This window comes from Acetobacter nitrogenifigens DSM 23921 = NBRC 105050, from assembly GCF_000429165.1.
GTDB classification, from domain to species: domain Bacteria; phylum Pseudomonadota; class Alphaproteobacteria; order Acetobacterales; family Acetobacteraceae; genus Acetobacter; species Acetobacter nitrogenifigens.
In genome coordinates this window covers 83,125-101,669 of the sequence record NZ_AUBI01000011.1, presented here as the reverse complement: position 1 = coordinate 101,669, position 18,545 = coordinate 83,125, and the positions used below count along the sequence as shown (strand labels likewise).

Genomic DNA, 18,545 nt, shown 5'->3' with positions numbered 1-18,545 from the left:
GACGTGTCCCTTCGCCACGGTCCGCCCGCGACAGAGGGAATGGCGGACGTGGGCAAGAGCGGAGAACTGGGCGGCGCGAGGAAGTGGGAATGGCTTCTGGCGCCGTCAGCCTCCGATGTCGGCTTCGCGATCCGAACGTCCTGCGCGGCGATACTATCGCTCCTGATCGCCATGAAGCTGGAACTTGGCAGTCCCCAATGGGCGCCGCTCAGCGTCTGGGTCGTGGCGACGGCGTCACGCGGTGAGTCCCTGTCCAAGGCGCGTTGGCGTCTTCTCGGCACGTTGGTCGGATGTTGTCTCGGCGTCGTCCTGATCGCCGCGTTCCCGCAGGAGGCGTTGCTTTTCTTCATGGCGCTCGCCGTATGGATCGCCCTTTGCTGTGGGCTTGCGACCTTTTTTGACGGATACCGCAGCTACGGGCTGCTCGTCGCAGGATTCACCGCCGCGATTGTAGCCGTCGACGCCATTCCAGACCCTGATCAGGCGTTCTCCATCGCAATTGCACGCGGCACGTACATCGAACTCGGCATCCTGTGCGAAGCGCTGCTGGCCGCACTCTGTTCGCCCAACCTTCACCAGCGGGCGCGCCACTCGCTTCTGAGTCGCATGCACGCGGTGATCTCCACCACCCGCCACGCTCTTGATCAGCGACGGACTTCACTCACGGACGCCTCCGTCGACGGCGTCCTGTTGGCGGACATCATGACTGCATCGGCGCGAATCGAATTCGACGCACTGGAGTTGGGGCGGGAATCTCCTCGCGCCGCAGATCACGCCCATGCCGCGATCGCGGATCTTCTGGCCGCCACCGCGCGGGCGTGCGCGAACGGCGACCGGGCGACGATCGAGACGCGCCTGGGCTCCGCGCTCAGCCATGTGGACGCGATCGCGCATCCGGCCCGGCGTGACGGATTCCGGTTTCCGCGCCGCTCCATCCGTCAGGCGACCGACGGCGCGCGGAACGCGGCTCGCGTCATGGCCGGAATGGTCGCCGCCGCACTGATCTGGATCGTCACCGCGTGGCCCAACGGCGTTACGTTCATATTCAACGTCGCGTTGGTTTACGGGCTTCTGGCGACGCGTGAAACTCCGTCATCCGCTTCAGGCGATTTTTCCAAAGGAGCGATATTGTGCGCGTTCGTTGCGGCTTTTTACGTCGTGCTCGTCATGCCCCTGCTGACGTCACCGGAGATGCTGGCGTTTGCGCTGCTTGTCCCTATGGTGGTCGGCGGGCTTGCCGCGCGTACGCCGCGTCTGGTCAACTACGCCTTTTCTTTCAACATGTTTCTGCCTGTCCTGATTGGCCCGGCCAATCAGGGACGCTATGACGAATCAGCCTTCCTTAACAATACTGCGGCCTTCCTCGGGGCTGTCGTATTTGCGGGACTAATGTTCAGAAATATCCTCGTCTTCAGTCCAGACGACCATCTGCGCCGAACGCTCGCCTGGGCGGAGAAAAACATGCGTGGGTTGGCAATTCGACGGAGACCGCCAAATGCGTCCCGGTGGCTGCTCTCTAACGCCGACAGCCTTGTCCGTTCAGTTCGCAGAACCGCCACGCTGCCCGCGGCACATCGCAACGCGTATTTCAAACGTCATATGACGATCATGGTCGCGGGGTTTGGCGTCATCGAATTACGCGAGGCTGAGACGGATCGGCACACCCCTTCCGCCCTAGCGCGCAGAATCAGGGCGTTTCTTCGCTTCTGGTTGGCCGACCCGCGCCGCGCCGCCAGCATGGCTCCCCGGCTGGTTAGATGCATCGAGGCTGACTTGCCGCATCGGCGTGACCTGCCCGCTGCCGTGCGCGCTCTTGTCTTTGAAGACGCGAAAGAGAATGCGAGGCCGGGTTTGCAGGCGATGGAATCGTAGCGAATAAAGGCTACTGCTCAAGATCTCCGCACACCTCACGATACGTCAGGCGATGGCGCGACACGCTTCAGACTTTCACACGGATCGAGCGCATCACTTTCCGGCATGGCCGCCACGCATGGAATCATACGTCGAGCCTTTCCGGCCTAATCACGTCGCTGGAATACAGAATCTTCATCAAATAAAGCCGCCCTCGGCAACGAAGATGATTTCAACCGACGCCAACTTCCCGAAATGTGAGGCGCGCCGAGAAGTGCGCAGGCACATTGCGGCGAACCCCTTAGCATTTTGCAATGGTGTGCTAAGTAGAGCGGATCAGGCAGAAAAACGAAACTGTAGTGCGCACGTCTAAAGAGGTAGAATGGATGTCAAACCGTTCCTATAATGAAGTGCCCACGATCAAAAAACCGGTTTTCAACACTCCAGAAGATGATCTGGCCTACTGGCAGGCCAATCCGGATATAGTCTCTTGCGGGCTTCCCGCCGCCCAACATTACGCCCGGCATGGCCAGCACGAAGGGCGCATGCAAGCGGCGGACCCGGACGCTGTTGGCATGATACGGGAACGCAAGCTCAACCGCATCGCCTTTCGCGAAGAGCCGACTACGCCACGCGCACATGGCCAGCCCGCCAATTACATGACAGACGCCATAAAACAGGAATTCCATATTCCGCCCTTTCCGCCGATTTCCGCCCATAATTACGGCGACTATATCTCCGGCCTGCAAAAACAGCACCCCGACTGGATGTTTCTGGATGTCGGAGCCGGGTTACGCGACACCGTCACCGAGCAGATGGTGAACGTGGACGTGTTCCCCGCCCTGAGCACCGATGTCGTGTGCGTTGGGGAAAACCTTCCATTCGCCGACGCTCAATTTGATTTTGTGCTCTGCGCAGCAACGCTGGAGCATACAAGACATCCTTGGGAAGTGGCTGCGGAAATCTGTCGCGTGCTCAAGCCCGGCGGCATCGTGCGGATCGATTACCCATTCCTGCAGCCTGTGCACGGATATCCATCACATTATTTCAACGCCACCCCTGAAGGAAATATCAGTCTTTTTGAGAAGTGGTTTGATATCGCGCAGAGCAGCGTGCCGGAGCATTTTCATCCCTTGCACGCCCTGCGCTGGCAGATGGAGGAGTGGAAGAACGGTCTGCCAGAAGACGCCAAAGCCGAATTTGGCGCGATGCAGGTGGATGATTTTCTATTTTCATCGGTTCCAGATATGCTGCGGCAGAACTTTTGCACCGAGCTGAATTCCGAAACCAGACGGGTCATTTGCGCGGGATCTACGCTGGAGGGCGTGAAAAAGCAGGACGCACAGCCTTATAGTAGTGCGCGCGAAGAACGGTTGGCGCAGGAATTGCTCCAAGCCAGACAGGATATTGACATCATACGCGCGTCTTCATCGTGGAAACTGACCGCGCCGCTGCGCAATGCATTCAATTTTTTACGCAGAAAGAGATGATTTTTATACGCCGAGAAATTAAAGCAATCATTCAAAAATGAATCATAATCTTCTTGGACAAAAATAGCGAACGAACACCTGGTCCGTTCGGGTAGAGTCAACGCGTAGAGAGGTTCCCTGTGCGGAAAGGAACGGCATCCACCCCGCTCGGGTACACACTGCAGCTACATTTGAGCGTTTGCGAACGCAGTTTCAACACCGCCTCGACAGCCTCCACCGACCTTCTACGTCGACGGCCGAAGCAGCACGCGATTAAGGGCCTCAAGAGATTTGAAACACTCTTTCCATATCCTGTAGAATTTTTCTTCAGATATGCCGCTTCCCGCCATCGCCGCCGCCAGATCCCCCACCGTGCGCCGTCCGTCGATCAGCGGCAGAATCCTGCGCGCCAGCGGCGGCAGCGCAACAGGAACGGTCAATGTGCCGAACGCGAACGGCAGCACGCCGTCAGGGCGCATCTGCTTCACCAGTTCCACGCCCGGTATCTCCCGCATAACCGGCACGGAAGCAGGATCGCAGCAATCAGGCGGCGCCACGCGCGCGCCTTTACGCGTCACATAGGCGACATGCGTGGCCATGTTGCCGGTCAGCGCCTCAGCAACGCTCGCCCGCTCCCGCCATGACAGGTCGTCGAGCCGCGCCCGCAGTTTCGGGTTCGGCAGGAACAGCGACGGGTCATACCGCGCGGGCTCCATCAGGCAGGAGGGCTCCAGCCCCGCTTCGTCCAGCAGATCGAGAAACCCGCCGATCGTGTAGGCCCGGTCGCGCGGGTTCAGCAGCAGGTCGTAAAGCCCGGCGTCCCCGCCGGTCAGGTGATCGCCGAAATTGCCGTTCTGGCGCAGCCACGCCGTGGCGGGCAGGTTCTGCATGACGCGCTTCGTCGTCTCCAGACGCTTCGCCGGAACCTCCGAAAACGGCGCCAGAATCTCCAGCGCCTCCTGCATCATATAGACGCCGGTCCGGCCATAGGGCGCATACACCATCAACCCCATGCCGCCACCGGGCGCCAGATAGCGCTCAAGCCCCTTCAGCGCAGCCGACGGGTTCGGCAGATGATGCAGCACGCCGCAGCAGTCGATATAATCGAATACGCCCAGAGCAAGGTCGTCGATCTCCGTCAGCGAGCCCTGCACGAAGCGGATATTGCCCAGTTCTCGCGCCTCCGCACGCGCCTTCGCGATCCCGAGCGCATGGGCGGAACGGTCCACGCACACGACCTCCCCCACACGCTCCGCCCGCGCCATGTGCGTCGCCAGCATGATCGCGCCGTCCCCCGTGCCGCATCCGGCGACAAGTGCGCGCAACGGCGCGCTCGCGGGGCGGCGCGCGCCGAAGACCCAGTAGTCGATCTCCCGCAAATGGCTCGGGCTGCCGATCAGCAGGCGCTTCGCCTCATCACGCGGGTTGCGCTCGGGATAGGGATAGGCCTCGTACTGGGCGGCGAGGTCCGCATCGCGTGCGTCGGAAGGGGAAGATGCGGTCATGCGGGGCTCATCGGATCAGGGCGCTGGCGGAAGTCGCAGACCCGATTACCGCCATCGCGGCCATCGGCCAAATCGCATCTGGCGCGACAGGCCGGGAGGGCTGGATTGCGGCGGGCGTAAAATCCCCGTGTCCCGACCCTTCCCAACGGCCATGCGACACCCCATTATCCAGCCATGACCCAGGCAGATCAGACCCTCGCCCCCGCGCAGTTCTCCGTCTCGGACGCCGCAGCGCGGCGCATTGCCGAGATCATCGCCAAACGCGGCGACGACGCGGCGCAGACCGCGTTGCGCGTCGCAGTGTCGGCCGGGGGATGCAACGGGTTCCAGTATGAATTCCGCATCGACCCGGAGATCGCCGCCGACGACGTGGTGATCGAGAAGCAGGGCGTGCGCGTGACAGTCGATCCGGCGAGCCTCGACCTGCTTGCGGGCGCGGAGCTGGACTTCACCGACAAGCTGATGGGCGCGCATTTCTCGGTCAAAAACCCCAACGCGGCCACGTCCTGCGGCTGCGGCACCAGCTTCTCTCTGGCGGGCTGAACCGCCCCGCTTCGGGTTGACGGGACGGCGGCGCGCTGCCATCGCTGTCGGGCCTTGGGCGGGCGGATCGCGGTCGCCACGGCGACGACCCACCGGCTCCCCGGAGCCGCCGCCTGAAACGAGCCGCCATGAAGATCGCCACCTGGAACGTCAATTCAGTCCGCCAGCGTCAGGCTCTGGTCGCGGACTGGCTGGAACGGGTCCAGCCCGATGTCCTGCTGTTGCAGGAGATCAAGTGCGAGGCGCACCAGTTCCCGGCGGAGACGTTCAAGGCGCTGGGTTATACGGCGCATGTCGTCGGCCAGAAATCGTATAACGGCGTCGCCGTGCTCTCCCGCCGCCCTGTCGAACTGCGCGAAACGAAGCTGCCGGGCCTGTCCGACCCGGAGCCGCCCGCGCGCTATATCGAGGTCGAGGCCGATGGCCTGATCATAGGCAATCTCTACCTGACCAATGGCAATTCGGGCGGCGAAGCAGGCTTTCAGAACAAGCTGGAATTCTTTGACGCCCTCGCCCGCCGGGCGGAGACGCTGCTGCGCGCCGACGCGGACTTCCTGTTCGCGGGCGATTACAATGTGTGCCCCACCGAACGCGACCTTGCCCCCGGCGCGCTGAGTGCGACGGACGCGCTGGTGCGCCCCGAAAGCCGCGCCGCGTTCCGCCGCCTGCTATGGCTTGGCCTGACCGACGCCGTGCGGGCGCTGCACCCTGACGAGAACTGCTACACGTTCTGGGACTATCAGGCCGGGGCGTGGAACCGCGATCTGGGCATACGGATCGACCATGCGCTGCTGTCGCCCCGCGTGGCGGAGCGACTGGTATCCGCTGCGCCAGATCGGGAGGAGCGGGCGAAGCCGCAGCCTTCGGATCATGTGCCGGTTTTGGTGGAGTTGGGATAGTGCAGTGACGTAATTAGAAAATGTTTTCGTAATGGTCGCCCTGCGATCTCTCTCACGTCCGTTTAATAATCATTATAAATATCCATGAAGATATCTCCTGTGAAGTTCGCAGAAACGTTCCCTAAAGTCTGATCGTCTTCGGTAAAGGCCCTGCCAATCGGTTCATGTTATAGAGCTCGACAATCTATTTACTTGCCTCCGACCACCCGAAATGAGCATAGAAAGCTCGAAAATTTTTCTTCCGATTTAGCTCTTATTTTTCCCAATCAATGATGGCTGGTGTGAAATAATCCACAAAACCATTAGTCTTTACCTGTTTAATTTCAAATATAGAGCATTTTGATATAATATGATTTTCTTTTATAGCCTCACTAACTGCTTGAGCTTGGCGTTGTATATTTGGCACAGCATCGATTAAATGACACAATTCGCACCCTGATTTCGTTAAGAAAATAGTGTTAATGTGCGCTGTTATTTTTGCTCTAAACAAAATATTTATTAAAATATTGTCCATAGAAATAGAACATGTTAAATCCATGTCTGGAGTAAAATTTGTTTTTCTATTTGTAGATAAGGAGTCTATAATTCCACACTCTTGCATGCCAATAAAATCAATTTCATTTTCATTTATTTTTTCTATTGAATACGGCAAAGATCCATTTGAAAAAAATAAACATGCATGTTCTGAAAAATTATTTGCGATTTTTTTGTCTATTTCTGATAATATACGTAAAGTCGACAGTGAAAATCTACCCTGATGCCTCACTTCTCCTGAAAGAATACGTCCCCAAAGTTGACGCGTTCTTTCGGTACTTGCTTTTTCAGCATACGACGAAAATATATTAAGCCAATCTTCGTCCTGAGGTTCGCTCGACTCAGAGTGATCGTCGTGTTTATCGACGACATCTTTAAGCGCCACCTCAGCGACAGACTCTCTATTTTCTTGATTTATATAGGCATTTCCCATCATTTCTAGCGTCGCACGTTCCAACAATACAGGGTCAGCAGATATTTTTTTCGCAACATCAGGCACTAAAAGCTTCAGGACCTCTTTTTGCGCGTCGGATTTATTTCCGGCTCTTTTGATGCCATCATCAACATCGGCATCTCTGGACTTATTTTCGCGGTCCCATCGGCGAGTAACTTTACCCGTAAGACGATCAAATCCTTGTTCCAATCGAACTTTGACACCATTGGGCACTGCATGCCATACAGAAGGCAGATTACCGGCAACATATCCAGTTAATGCAGCGGTAAAATCTATAGTCACGGTATTACTCCCAGCTGAACAAGCCCACCGGCAAAGGAGGCGAGTCACGTGCCCCCACAGACTGTACAATGATAGGCAAAATTTAAAGGGGCAAACAATCTATGTGTATGACGTTATTCATTTGCGCCATCACATGAAATATTTTGGAAATCGATCTATCAACATGAGTCAGAAGAAAAAATGACGTTTGACGATTATGTAAAAGACGAAAACAGTGAAAAAAACTTCTCAGATTTACAAAATTTCCTTGATGAAGAAGTGTTCTTTAACATCCCCAATGCGGCGAATTTCGAATCTGCCAATCTTCAGGAAGCCGGTCTGGACGGCAGGCTTGAGATCAGCACCGCCACAGTAGATCAGGGAAAGATGACATTATTTTTTACTACCAATACGAACGATAAACTAATACGCCCGTTCGGCGGTATTCCCTTCAGGGACGCGTTATCAATGACGACAAGGTTCGACGACGCTGACGGTCTGCTTTTGCACAGCAGTGTAAACTCCTGGATCATCATCCCCAAGGAAGCTATCGGCGATATGCTCCCGTCTACTTTACGCTCAAGAACATACCGCGGGTGACATATCCGAAGGCTTCAGTCATCTCGTGAACACTTTCTGCCAAGACGCGGCAGAATCCAACGCGATGATAAGGGCGGCGTCTAACCTGAGATGGTTCTATGCTCCATTCGCAAGAAAGAAATTCTCAATAATATAAAAATCGAAAAACCTCACCAGCCCCCTGCTGGCGGCCGAGGCGGCGTCACCCGAACAGATTTCCGCAGCCGCACCACGATCCGGTCCAGCGCCGACAGAAACGTAGAACGGTCCGCCTTGGAAAACGGCGCGCTGCCTGTCGTGATTGTCCCGGTCGAGCGCAGGTCGTCCATCAGATTACGCACCGCCAGCGCCATGCCGATGGCGTCTCCGTCCAGTTCGCGGCCCTTGGGCTCCAGCACGCTGGCCTTGTTCGCGACGCAGCGCGCGGCGAGGGGTATGTCGGCGGTGATCACCACGTCGCCCGCGCCTGCGCGCTCGGCGATCCAGTCGTCGGCGACGTCGGGACCTGCGTCGACGACGATGCGCTCGATGCCCGGCTGGTCGGGAACGGCGATCAGCCGGTTCGAGACGACGAAAACGCCAAGGTTGTAGCGCACGGCGACGCGGTAGACCTCGTCCTTTACGGGGCAGGCGTCGGCGTCGATGAAGATGCGTGTCATGGCCCTGTTCTGCCGCCGGGGCGGGGGCTGTGTAAAGCGCGGCGCAAGCGCGCTATCATGGGGCCGCCATGACCGACACCCTGATCCGCCCCACGCTGCGTCGCCTCTCGGAAGCCACGATCAACCGCATTGCGGCGGGCGAAGTGATCGAACGCCCGGCGGCGGCGCTGAAGGAACTGGTCGAGAACGCGCTCGACGCACGGGCGGGGCGGATCGGGATCTCGATCGCCAATGGCGGGTCGGACCGCATCGTGGTGAGCGACGACGGGTTGGGCATGACGCCGGACGAGCTGGCGCTGGCGGTGCAGCGGCACTGCACGTCGAAGCTGACGGACGAAGCGCTGGTGCGTATCTCGACGCTCGGCTTTCGTGGGGAGGCGCTGCCGTCCATCGGCGCGGCGGCGCGGCTGAACATCGTCTCTCGCGTGCGCGGCGCGGACAGCGCGTGGCGCATCCGGGTGGAGGGCGGCGTGATCTTTCCGCCGGAGCCCTGCGCGGGGGAGCCCGGAACGACGATCGTCGTGGAGGACATGTTCTTCGCGACGCCCGCGCGGCGGAAGTTCCTGAAAAGCGCACGGGTCGAGGGCTCTCACGCGGAGGCGGCTATGCGGCGCCTGGCGCTTGCCGCGCCCGATGTCGCGTTCATGCTGGAGGTCGACGGGCGCACGGTGTTTGATCGCCCACCGGAGGAGCCGCTTGCCCGTGCAGCGGCGTTGCTCGGCGTAGAGGACGCCGACGGGCTGCTTGAGCTTGAGGGCGAGCGAGGAGCGATGCGCCTGACAGGCTTCGCCTGCGGCCCTTCGGTGCACCGGCCGACGACGGCGGGGCAATTCATGCTGGTCAACGGACGCCCTGTGGTCGATCCGCTGCTGCGCACGTCAATCCGCGTCGCCTATCGCCGGGTGATGGAGTCGGGGCGGCATCCCGTAGCGATGATCAGCCTGACCGTGCCGTATGATCAGGTGGACGTGAACGTTCATCCCGCGAAGACCGAGCTTCGCTTCGCCGATGAAGCCGGAGCGCGCTCGCTCGTCATCGGCACGCTGACGCGCGCGCTTGGGCTTGGGGCGGGTGTGGTGGGCGTTCGCCCGTCCTTCGCGCCCAGCCGCCCGCAGCGCGTGTTCTATCCGCCCGAAACGCCCGCTCGAAACACGGGCTTCGCAGAGGCGACGCTGGCGCTCAACACGCCCCCGCAGGCGCGGCGGTTTTCACAGGAACCACCGGCGTCGGTGGCGAGCACGCAGGTTGTCGCAAGCTCGGAAGCCTCTCTGCGCACGCGGTTCGAGGATAACGTGGCGACGGAAAGCGCCGCGGACTTTCCTCTTGGCGCGGCGGTCGCACAGGTGCTCGACACCTACATTCTGGCGGTGACGGCGGATGGCAGCCTGATCCTTGTAGACCAGCACGCGGCTCATGAGCGGCTGACTCACGAAGCGCTGCGTGAACAGTTGCTGTCCGGCGCGGTGCGGGCCCAGCGGCTGCTCATCCCCGACGTGATTGACCTTCCGCGCGGGCAGGCGGAGGCCGTGCTGGCCCGTGCGGCGGCTCTGGCGCGCGTCGGGATCGAGGTCGAGGGATTCGGCGGCGGCTCCATTCTGGTCCGTTCGCTTCCAGATCTGTTGCGGGGCGCGTCTGCGGTCGATCTGCTGCGCGATCTTGCAGACGAACTCGACGCGGACGATCTGGCGGCGATCGAAGAGACACCGGCGCTGGATGGACGTCTGGACGCCGTCATCGCGCGCATGGCGTGCCACGGGAGCATCCGCGCGGGGCGCACACTGGGGATGGAGGAGATGAATGCGCTGCTGCGTCAGATGGAAGCGACGCCGCGCGCGGGCACATGCTCGCATGGGCGACCGACATGGGTTCGGCTGACGCGCGCCGATCTGGAGTTATTGTTTCGCAGGCATTGAGTGGGCCATCAACGCGCTGCGTCTGCCACTTTCTTGCGGTTGATTTGTCGGCGCTGCTCACGATCTGCCGTTCGCCAGACTGCAGGAGGTTGTTTCATTTGTTCTCGGAGCGGCCGCGTTTCTCTCCAACCCACAGCGCTCAGAGTAGCGTGGTCATGTGTAAGACAAGCGAGATATCCGGCATAATCCTTCCCGCGACCGGATCTATTTTTCGATTTCTTTTAACATATTTATGTTTTTCTTCTTATCTGTATAACACAAGACAATCTCTCTGAATGCTTGTGTAATGATTTTTTTGAAAACTTTTCGCCAGAAAAATACAACCGTTGCAACGGTTTTCAAAAGGAAATAATTATCTAAATTACATATTTTAAGGAGTAGTTTTCAGTGAAGACATCCAGACCATTTGCGCCGCGCGCGCTCGCCGCCATCACGGCACTCGCGCTTCTGCCCTCTTGCGAAAGTGCTACAGAGCGCGTCCTGCACAAGGAAGATCACCTCGCTGCCGCTGGATTTGCAGCCAGGCCTGCCGACACACAACAGCTACAAGCAATGCTTAACCGTCTTCCGCCGCATCGTTTCGTTCGACGGGTACGCAATAATTCTGTGTTCTACGTTTATGCAGATCCCACGGCATGCGATTGCCTTTATATAGGCGATCAAGCTGCATATTCTCAGTATCAACAATACAGGCAGCAAAAAATGCTGGCTGATGAGCAAGAGATGACAGCCGGGGAATATCAGGACGCCAGCTGGAATTGGGGAGCTTGGGGACCCATGAATGGACCCGGCTGGGGCGGCTGGAACCCGTCGTGGAATCAAGCCTGGGGAAATTGGGATCCCGGTATGGGCGCGTATAACTCTGGTTGGTGAATCATAATGTCCGCCGCAGGGGCGCATCCATATATGTCCCCGCGGCGAAGATTTTTATAAATCTTTCTGATAGGAAAATTATTTGCGCAAATAAATTGAACTTTGGCGCTGGTGTTTTCGTCTGCAGCACGTACGAAAATTCAGATCTCTTACACAAACGGACGCTCCTGGACGCCTCAATACACTTCTGAACCCTGTTACCTACAACGTCCCAACATACTTCCATTGAATCTTATTTACGAACAAAACATCTAATTCCCATAAAATCTCTGATATTAAGCAAATATCCATTTGATGGCGCCTTGGCTCTTCGGCATCAATTCATTACTGTTTACAGCGATAGATTCAGAAATTTACTTTATAAAACCATCAGAAATGTCAATGATCTGTCGATCAGGCAATATTATAATTCCTCAAATTTGCGTAACTGGAGCAATATCAGATCCAGATGACTCGACACTCCGTCGCTCTTTTTCCCGATGATTCTTCATCATTTGAGTCGAGCATGATAGCTCACCCCCCAATCTGCTGATCTACGCATCTAAGGTATCACAGAATTTTGTAGGTAGTTTCCGCGATCTCACGACCTGCGTCCAATTAGCTTTGCAAGCTATTACAATCACCAAACATCAAAATTATTGGGTTAAAAATCGCGCAATATACTCATAACATTTCCATAACTGATTCCGAACATTACTTTTTGTTACTTTTAGAAACTTATTCCCAGTTGCCACATTCGTATTTTTCCACCTATTCACCAAATGATATTGATTATCATTTGCGTTGGAAATTACAGTGACCAGGAAGACCGTGCGCCCTCTTTTCGTTTCAACCCGCTTTGTGTTGTTGACGTCTTGCATCTTGCTCGCCGGGCATTCGTTGGCGGCGACCACACTCGAAAATCCAGAAACGAAATATAGCCCCAAGCACAACCACAAAAATCGACACGGCAAAGAGATCAATAGAGAACACAGACACCGGAAAGATATTTACGAAAATACACAAGTCCCCGGAAACGAGCACATTTTAGTCAAAGGCGCTCAGGACACGTTAAATACATATACAATCAAAAGAACTTCCGCCGCTACAGGACTTCCTTTAAGTTTACGTGAAACTCCGCAAACCGTAACGGTCATCACACGTCAACTCATGGACGACATGCAGATCAACACGCTTGATGATGTCATGAATACAACAGCCGGCGTCACATCCTATCAAGACGACAACGCTGGACGGACTACCTATCGCGCCCGTGGCTTTGACATCACCAACTATCGCATAGACGGTATGCAAGTGAACGGGACAACGGGGTTCAGCGGCGCTGGCTCCGCCATGAATATGGACTTGTACGACAACGTTCAGATCATTCGCGGCGCCAACGGCCTCATGGGCGGCACTGGCGATCCGTCCGCGACCATTTACCTTGAGCGCAAGCAACCAACCAAGACCGAGCAAGTGAACGCGATGCTACGCTTGGGTAATTGGAACGACCATCGCGTCATGCTCGACGTCAACAAGCCACTGAACCAATCCGGCACGATTCGCAGCCGCTATATTTTTACCTGGGAAGATTCCGATACTTTCCGTCAACGTGAAAGCCTTTATAATATCGGCGCACTTGCCAATTTCGCGGCTGACCTGTCTCGCAGAGACACCGTTAACTGGGGCTTTCAGTACGAAAAGACCCGAGATAACGGCGCATCCTGGGGAACCAACGTCCCTATCTGGTACGCGAACGGAACCAGAACCAATCTCCCACGTAGCACCAATCCGGTAGCGAACTGGAGCTTTTCCGAGGAAAATACGTTATCCGCATTTGGAAACTACGATCACAGTTTTTCCGATAACTGGCGCCTGAGAGCCAGCTATATGCACACGTGGGCCGGAAATTATCAGAACCTTGGCAATCTCAAGGTCAATAACGCCTCCAAAAGTACTGGCGGATACGCTGGTTTTTGGAATGAGGATGGAACAGGCGCATATCTGAACGCGTTGCATGGAGAATATAACGACCAGCGCGACACGGCCGATATCCGTCTGACAGGTCAGTTTAAAGTCTTCGGCCGTCCACAAACTCTGGTGTTTGGATTCAACGGTTACAGCGATGAGCTGACCACGTGGACGTTCAGTAACGCTCTAGGCAATTGCAACATCGCAAATGTCACGCCCTATTCCGCGTGTCAGTACCGCTCGACGGGCCTATCGGTCGCCAACTGGAAAACCTGGGACGGCAGCTACGCCAATTTTAGAACACACCGCACTAACGCGCGCGAAGTCGACGTGACCCGGAATTACGGAGCTTACGTCAGCGGACATTTCGTGTTGGCCAAAGGACTTAGCCTGATTCTGGGTGGTCGCATGAGCTCGTACCAATACTACTCTGGCACCTATAACACAGCGAATGCTTACACCGCCTCATCCGGGTCCATGAACCAGAATGCTGTTCTAACGCCGTATGCTGGCCTTGTTTACGATTTCGCCAAGAATTTTTCAATTTACGGTAGCTACACGACTATCTTCACGCCACAATCGGCTGACCGCGACGTCAACAACAAGCCGCTTCCTCCTGTTTTGGGCAAGAGCTACGAAACCGGCATAAAGGGAGAATTTTTCGATAACCGCTTGAACATGTCGCTGGCGTTTTACCTGAACAAGCAGGATAACGTCGCCAAGACCACAGGCCTGACAAACACGATCACCGGCAACACGATCTACACTACCGCCAACGGTGTTACGACCGAAGGGGTAGATTTCGACGTGTCAGGCCAGATCACCCCGGGGTGGAATGTTCTGTTCGGATACAGTTACTTGCAGGAGAAGGGGCTGGGTTATCAGGAAGATCCTCACAATCTGATCAAATTGAACACCACGTACACCTTCAAAGGGAAATTGCATAACCTGACCATTGGCGGCGGTTTCACGACGCAGACCAGCACATCGTGGCCTGTAAATCCCGGTCGGCCATTGGGTAATGGGAAATATGATGCGTCCAACCTCTATCTGAACGGTTACACGCTCATCAACCTTATGGCCCGATACCGTCTCACGAACTGGCTCAGTTTGACTGGCAACATCAGCAACTTGACAGACAAAACCTATTACCGTCAGGCGGGATTCTATGATGGGGCTATCTACGGTTCGCCTAGAACGTTCTATTTCACGCTTCGAGGACGCTACTGAGCGCCTGACTCCCGGCTTGCTTTGGCTCGAAATCAAGCCCGCAACTTGAACGGTCAACGCCGCCGGAGCTCCGCTGCTTCAGGCGCCACCAACCTGGGTGCGCCTGATTTCGGGCGCTCTGCGGCAAGGCGTCCTCCTTGGGGCGCACACGTTCAACATGACACCAAACATCAGAGTAGCCGCTGTGTGACGGCACCGCAATGAGATTCACTCCAGCGGTGCATAAGCGCGATTCCAGATTGTGAAGGGCAATCAATTATGGATGCGGCCGGAACACAATGGGCCTCAATACTGTCTTATATATCTTCGGCGCTATTACCTCCTGCGCAACGCTTCGTACGAGCGCTTCTGGCCTAACCTGCAATCCTCATGCATTGCACGGCCAGCGTCAGACCTTTATCTCTGCGCCGTATCGTTATGATTTGGAGACGTCACAGTGAAACCTCTCGCCATCGCCCTGACCATCGCTTCGCTCTGCGGCGTGGCGCATGCCGAAACCGCCCCGGTTTTCGTCATCCACGGTGGCGCGGGCGTCATCCGCAAGGACATGACGCCGGAACGCGCGAAGGCTGTTGAAGACACCCTTCGGGAGGCGGTTCAGGAAGGTTATGCGACGCTCAAAGCTGGCCGCGCGGCCAGGGACGCAGTCACGACGGCGATCCAGATTCTGGAGAACGACCCGAATTTCAACGCCGGTCGCGGCGCAGTGTTCACGCATGACGGCAAAAACGAAATGGACGCGGCCATCATGGACGGCTTCACGCGCAGCGCTGGCGCTGTCGCTGGCGTCCATCACATCAAGAACCCGATCCTTCTCGCTGAAGCCGTCATGCTGCATTCGCCGCATGTGCTGCTTGTCGGAGAAGGGGCCGAAGCCTTCGCCCGAGCGCAGGGCTTTGCGATGACGCCGGAAAAATACTTCTGGACTCAGCGCCGCTGGAACCAGCTTCAGAGCGCTCTCAAAGACGACGCCGCAGGGAAGCAACATTCCGAAATTCCGCTCGACCGCCATTTCGGCACCGTCGGCGCTGTGGCGCTAGACACGCAGGGACATCTCGCCGCAGGCACCTCAACCGGCGGTCTGACAGACAAACTCTATGGACGCGTCGGCGATTCTCCCCTCATCGGCGCGGGAACCTATGCGGACGCCCATTGCGCTATGTCGGGCACCGGTTGGGGCGAATACTATATCCGCACCGTAGCCGCTCATGAGGTCTGCATGCGGGTCGGCGCCATGCACGAACCGCTACAACAGGCTGCCGAGGACGTGGTGAATCACGAAATCACGCAGATGGGCGGCAATGGCGGCGCGATCGCCCTCGACGAGACAGGCCACATCGCCATGCCGTTCAACACGGACGGAATGTACAGAGCCTGGATCGGACAGGACGGCGTCACGCATGTCGCGATTTTCAAAGGCGAGAAATAGGGCCGCGCGAATCTGACATCAGAGGCGTCGAGTCCGCACACGTTTTGCCACTCCTTTAACTTCGGGAGCAAATCCTCGCACGGGGAGAGGTCGCTCCCCGACGATCAGTTGATTGCTCGAAGATTTTGCGGGCGCCTTCTCTTCCGCCACCTTGCGCAGGGTGGCGACCGTAACGCGTGCCCGCGCAAAGATGGCTCCGCCTGCAGCCTTTTTTCTCGACGGGCCTCAGGAAACGCCCTCCACCGTGCTTCTGACGGCATCGTTTTTTAGTTAAGCAGGACGACCCACGCCAACGGCGCCAGACCGTGAGATTACGGACCACGCTACACAACTACCGGTCGATTGAAACGTCGCAGCAAAGTGGCGCGGCTTAAAATACGACGTTCTGCAACATCCCTCCGACGACGGCGGCACGATCACTATCTCGACAGGATATGCGCCGTTGTCGAGAAACGCCTTTCGAGGGACTGGCGACCAATCGACGGCCCGCGTAACGGCGGACCTTCGACAGGAACCGCCTCTTTTCCATTCGACACGTGGTCTGCATATCCTTCGCAGCGCCGAACCATAAAACATCAGGGCCGTTCTTCGGACACAATGAAATTCGATCACTTCGCAGCAGCGATGTGCCTTGCCCTGCGCATGAACAGGTGCTTGACAGGATAAAACATTTAATGTTTGTAAAAATAATATTTCACAATTTTTTGTGGTAAAATCAATGACCGCGTACCGGACACTGGACCCCGAAGGCGTCAAACGCTTCCTCGCCGCTCGGCGAGAGCTCGCCGAACGGCTGGGCGGCGAGGCGCAGGACTGGACCGTGCGCGAGGTCAGCGACGGCAACCTGAACCTCGTATTTCTTGTGTTCGGAACCACGGGAAGGCTCTGCGTGAAGCAATCCCTGCCCCACGTACGCGTCGATCCCGATTGGAAAATGCCGCTCGACCGCACCGCGTTCGAAGCCGCCTGGCTGCGACGGATCGAACCGCTTGTCCCCGGGCTGACCCCGGCGTTCCTGGACTTCGACCCGGAACAGTTCGTGCTGACGATGGAGTGTCTGGACGGTTTCGTCACCTTGCGAGAGGCTTTGACCAACGGCGCCGATCCGATTGCGCCTTCCCGCATTCTTGGCGGGTTCGTAGCCAGATCAGCGTTCCTGACCTCGTATCTCGCGCAACCATTCGAAGCAGTGACGCCAGATCTCGCGTTCTTCTCGGGCAATACGACGCTGACCCGCATCACGGTCGACCTCGTTTTGACAGACCCTTACCGGGAACATCCACGCAACCACTGGCTGCCTGCGCTTGATGCGGACGTCGCCGCCATGCGCTCTGATCCGCAAATAATTGCAAGAATAGGCGCATTGCAGGAACGCTTCCTGACGACGCCGCAGGCTTTATTGCACGGTGATCTTCACAGCGGCTCAATCATGATCGCCGATCACGACGTGCGTGTGATTGACGGGGAGTTTTCCCTGTATGGCCCGATCGGTTTCGATTGCGGCCTGTATCTGGCGCATCTGGCGCTTGCCCACGCAGCGACGACCGACGCACCCCGCAAGGAGAGCCTGGCCGCCGCGATCAAAGCGTTCTGGCGAACATTTTGCGTGGACTTCCTGCATCTCTGGAAAACGCAGGCGCACGGAGCCGATCTTTACGTTCCAACGACATTTTCCAATGCGTTGCACGAACTGGATGCCTTGCGCACGCGCTTTATCAACGGCGTGTTCCACGACGCTGTCGGTTTCGCCGCCGCCGAAATCGTGCGACGCCTGATCGGCTACGCCCAGACATCAGACTTCGACCATATTCAGGGCCAGCAGTCCAAAGCCGACCGTCAGCGTGTAGCCTTGTCTTTCGCGTGCGCCCTCCTGCGAGACGCGCCCGCCGACATCGACGCGTTCACGGAAATGCTTCACCCGCAAGCGAACCTGCGCATCACGACGTTGCCGGAGACGACATGAAGATATCGATCAGATTGGCGAAACCCGAAGACGAGACCGACGTAATCACCCTGTGGCGCGATTGCGGCCTCGTCACGCAGCAAAACGATCCGGCAACCGATTTCCGTTTCGCAAGAGGACGCGAAACATCTGAAATACTTCTTGGCGAAGATGAAAATCAGACAATTATCGGCACCATCATGGTCGGCCATGACGGCCATCGGGGCTGGCTCTACTACGTCGCGTCATCCCCGGACGCGCGTGGCGCCGGCATCGGCCGGAGTCTGGTGGGCGCCGCCGAGGCCTGGCTACGAGACAGGGGCGTGCTCAAGGCGCAGTTGATGGTGCGCGAGACAAACGCTGGCGTCGTTCCCTTCTACGAACGGCTGGGGTACGAGACCGCGCCCCGCATCGTCATGGGAAAATGGCTGTAACCAGGGATGTCGGCGCGTGC

At 57.2% G+C, this 18,545-nt stretch carries 15 protein-coding genes; 11 read left to right on the top strand and 4 right to left on the bottom strand.

Annotated features, from left to right (window positions below; translation table 11 throughout):
• The first annotated feature begins 3 nt into the window (after window positions 1–3).
• The gene (locus tag G442_RS22255) at window positions 4–1,872 is read left to right on the top strand and encodes an FUSC family protein (RefSeq protein ID WP_146882471.1); all 1,869 of its coding nucleotides are present in this window, start codon (window positions 4–6) and stop codon (window positions 1,870–1,872) included.
• 368 nt (window positions 1,873–2,240) lie between these two features.
• On the opposite strand, the gene G442_RS26185 is transcribed toward G442_RS22255, so the two are convergent.
• The gene (locus G442_RS26185) at window positions 2,241–2,540 is read right to left on the bottom strand and encodes a hypothetical protein (RefSeq protein WP_246789446.1); all 300 of its coding nucleotides are present in this window, start codon (window positions 2,538–2,540) and stop codon (window positions 2,241–2,243) included.
• Between G442_RS26185 and G442_RS22250 the strand changes: the two genes are divergently transcribed.
• Window positions 2,511–3,341: a methyltransferase domain-containing protein gene (locus tag G442_RS22250; RefSeq protein ID WP_246789445.1), complete on the top strand. Its 831-nt coding sequence runs from the start codon at window positions 2,511–2,513 to the stop codon at window positions 3,339–3,341. The two genes, G442_RS26185 and G442_RS22250, sit on opposite strands and share 30 nt — an antisense overlap.
• A gap of 224 nt (window positions 3,342–3,565) precedes the next feature.
• On the opposite strand, the gene G442_RS0113045 is transcribed toward G442_RS22250, so the two are convergent.
• Window positions 3,566–4,825 (bottom strand): class I SAM-dependent methyltransferase, encoded by a 1,260-nt coding sequence (locus G442_RS0113045; protein WP_026398346.1) that lies wholly within the window; start codon window positions 4,823–4,825, stop codon window positions 3,566–3,568.
• Window positions 4,826–4,999: 174 nt separating this feature from the next.
• Between G442_RS0113045 and erpA the strand changes: the two genes are divergently transcribed.
• Window positions 5,000–5,368, top strand: a complete 369-nt coding sequence (erpA, locus tag G442_RS0113040; protein ID WP_026398345.1) for an iron-sulfur cluster insertion protein ErpA — start codon at window positions 5,000–5,002, stop codon at window positions 5,366–5,368.
• Between the two features lie 128 nt (window positions 5,369–5,496).
• Complete coding sequence (locus tag G442_RS0113030) at window positions 5,497–6,267, top strand: exodeoxyribonuclease III (RefSeq protein WP_026398344.1); 771 nt, start codon at window positions 5,497–5,499, stop codon at window positions 6,265–6,267.
• Window positions 6,268–6,520: 253 nt separating this feature from the next.
• Here G442_RS0113030 and G442_RS24445 read toward each other — a convergent pair whose 3' ends face one another.
• On the bottom strand, window positions 6,521–7,537 hold the full coding sequence (locus tag G442_RS24445; RefSeq protein ID WP_146882469.1) for a DUF2806 domain-containing protein: 1,017 nt from the start codon (window positions 7,535–7,537) through the stop codon (window positions 6,521–6,523).
• A gap of 180 nt (window positions 7,538–7,717) precedes the next feature.
• Here G442_RS24445 and G442_RS0113015 point away from each other — a divergent pair, with 180 nt between their 5' ends.
• Window positions 7,718–8,116, top strand: a complete 399-nt coding sequence (locus tag G442_RS0113015) for a hypothetical protein (RefSeq protein WP_026398343.1) — start codon at window positions 7,718–7,720, stop codon at window positions 8,114–8,116.
• A 149-nt stretch (window positions 8,117–8,265) separates the two neighbouring features.
• Here the strand turns inward: G442_RS0113015 and G442_RS0113010 are convergent, their stop codons facing one another.
• The gene (locus G442_RS0113010) at window positions 8,266–8,754 is read right to left on the bottom strand and encodes a YaiI/YqxD family protein (protein WP_026398342.1); all 489 of its coding nucleotides are present in this window, start codon (window positions 8,752–8,754) and stop codon (window positions 8,266–8,268) included.
• A gap of 68 nt (window positions 8,755–8,822) precedes the next feature.
• Between G442_RS0113010 and mutL the strand changes: the two genes are divergently transcribed.
• From mutL to G442_RS0112980, 6 genes are all read left to right on the top strand, one after another.
• Window positions 8,823–10,667 carry a DNA mismatch repair endonuclease MutL gene (gene mutL / locus G442_RS0113005; RefSeq protein WP_026398341.1) on the top strand — a complete coding sequence of 615 codons (1,845 nt, stop codon included), beginning with the start codon at window positions 8,823–8,825 and terminating at the stop codon, window positions 10,665–10,667.
• A 387-nt stretch (window positions 10,668–11,054) separates the two neighbouring features.
• Window positions 11,055–11,540 (top strand): hypothetical protein, encoded by a 486-nt coding sequence (locus G442_RS24440; RefSeq protein ID WP_084440585.1) that lies wholly within the window; start codon window positions 11,055–11,057, stop codon window positions 11,538–11,540.
• Window positions 11,541–12,335: 795 nt separating this feature from the next.
• Window positions 12,336–14,720 (top strand): TonB-dependent siderophore receptor, encoded by a 2,385-nt coding sequence (locus G442_RS22245; protein ID WP_246789444.1) that lies wholly within the window; start codon window positions 12,336–12,338, stop codon window positions 14,718–14,720.
• Between the two features lie 436 nt (window positions 14,721–15,156).
• Window positions 15,157–16,149 (top strand): isoaspartyl peptidase/L-asparaginase family protein, encoded by a 993-nt coding sequence (locus G442_RS0112995; RefSeq protein WP_051292306.1) that lies wholly within the window; start codon window positions 15,157–15,159, stop codon window positions 16,147–16,149.
• A 718-nt stretch (window positions 16,150–16,867) separates the two neighbouring features.
• A complete protein-coding gene (gene mtnK, locus G442_RS22240; RefSeq protein WP_051292305.1) occupies window positions 16,868–18,112 on the top strand; it encodes an S-methyl-5-thioribose kinase in 1,245 nt (414 codons plus the stop codon).
• Window positions 18,109–18,525 (top strand): GNAT family acetyltransferase, encoded by a 417-nt coding sequence (locus G442_RS0112980; protein ID WP_026398339.1) that lies wholly within the window; start codon window positions 18,109–18,111, stop codon window positions 18,523–18,525. Before mtnK ends, G442_RS0112980 begins: the two co-directional genes overlap by 4 nt.
• The last annotated feature ends 20 nt before the right edge of the window (window positions 18,526–18,545 follow it).

Bases quoted from the DNA above. Each gene is read 5' to 3' on its own strand.
- G442_RS22250 (WP_246789445.1), top strand. From the start codon at position 2,511: ATGACAGACGCCATAAAACAGGAATTCCATATTCCGCCCTTTCCGCCG.
- G442_RS26185 (WP_246789446.1), bottom strand. From the start codon at position 2,540: ATGGAATTCCTGTTTTATGGCGTCTGTCATGTAATTGGCGGGCTGGCC.
- G442_RS0113045 (WP_026398346.1), bottom strand. From the start codon at position 4,825: ATGACCGCATCTTCCCCTTCCGACGCACGCGATGCGGACCTCGCCGCC.
- erpA (WP_026398345.1), top strand. From the start codon at position 5,000: ATGACCCAGGCAGATCAGACCCTCGCCCCCGCGCAGTTCTCCGTCTCG.
- G442_RS0113030 (WP_026398344.1), top strand. From the start codon at position 5,497: ATGAAGATCGCCACCTGGAACGTCAATTCAGTCCGCCAGCGTCAGGCT.
- G442_RS0113015 (WP_026398343.1), top strand. From the start codon at position 7,718: ATGACGTTTGACGATTATGTAAAAGACGAAAACAGTGAAAAAAACTTC.
- G442_RS0113010 (WP_026398342.1), bottom strand. From the start codon at position 8,754: ATGACACGCATCTTCATCGACGCCGACGCCTGCCCCGTAAAGGACGAG.
- mutL (WP_026398341.1), top strand. From the start codon at position 8,823: ATGACCGACACCCTGATCCGCCCCACGCTGCGTCGCCTCTCGGAAGCC.
- mtnK (WP_051292305.1), top strand. From the start codon at position 16,868: ATGACCGCGTACCGGACACTGGACCCCGAAGGCGTCAAACGCTTCCTC.
- G442_RS0112980 (WP_026398339.1), top strand. From the start codon at position 18,109: ATGAAGATATCGATCAGATTGGCGAAACCCGAAGACGAGACCGACGTA.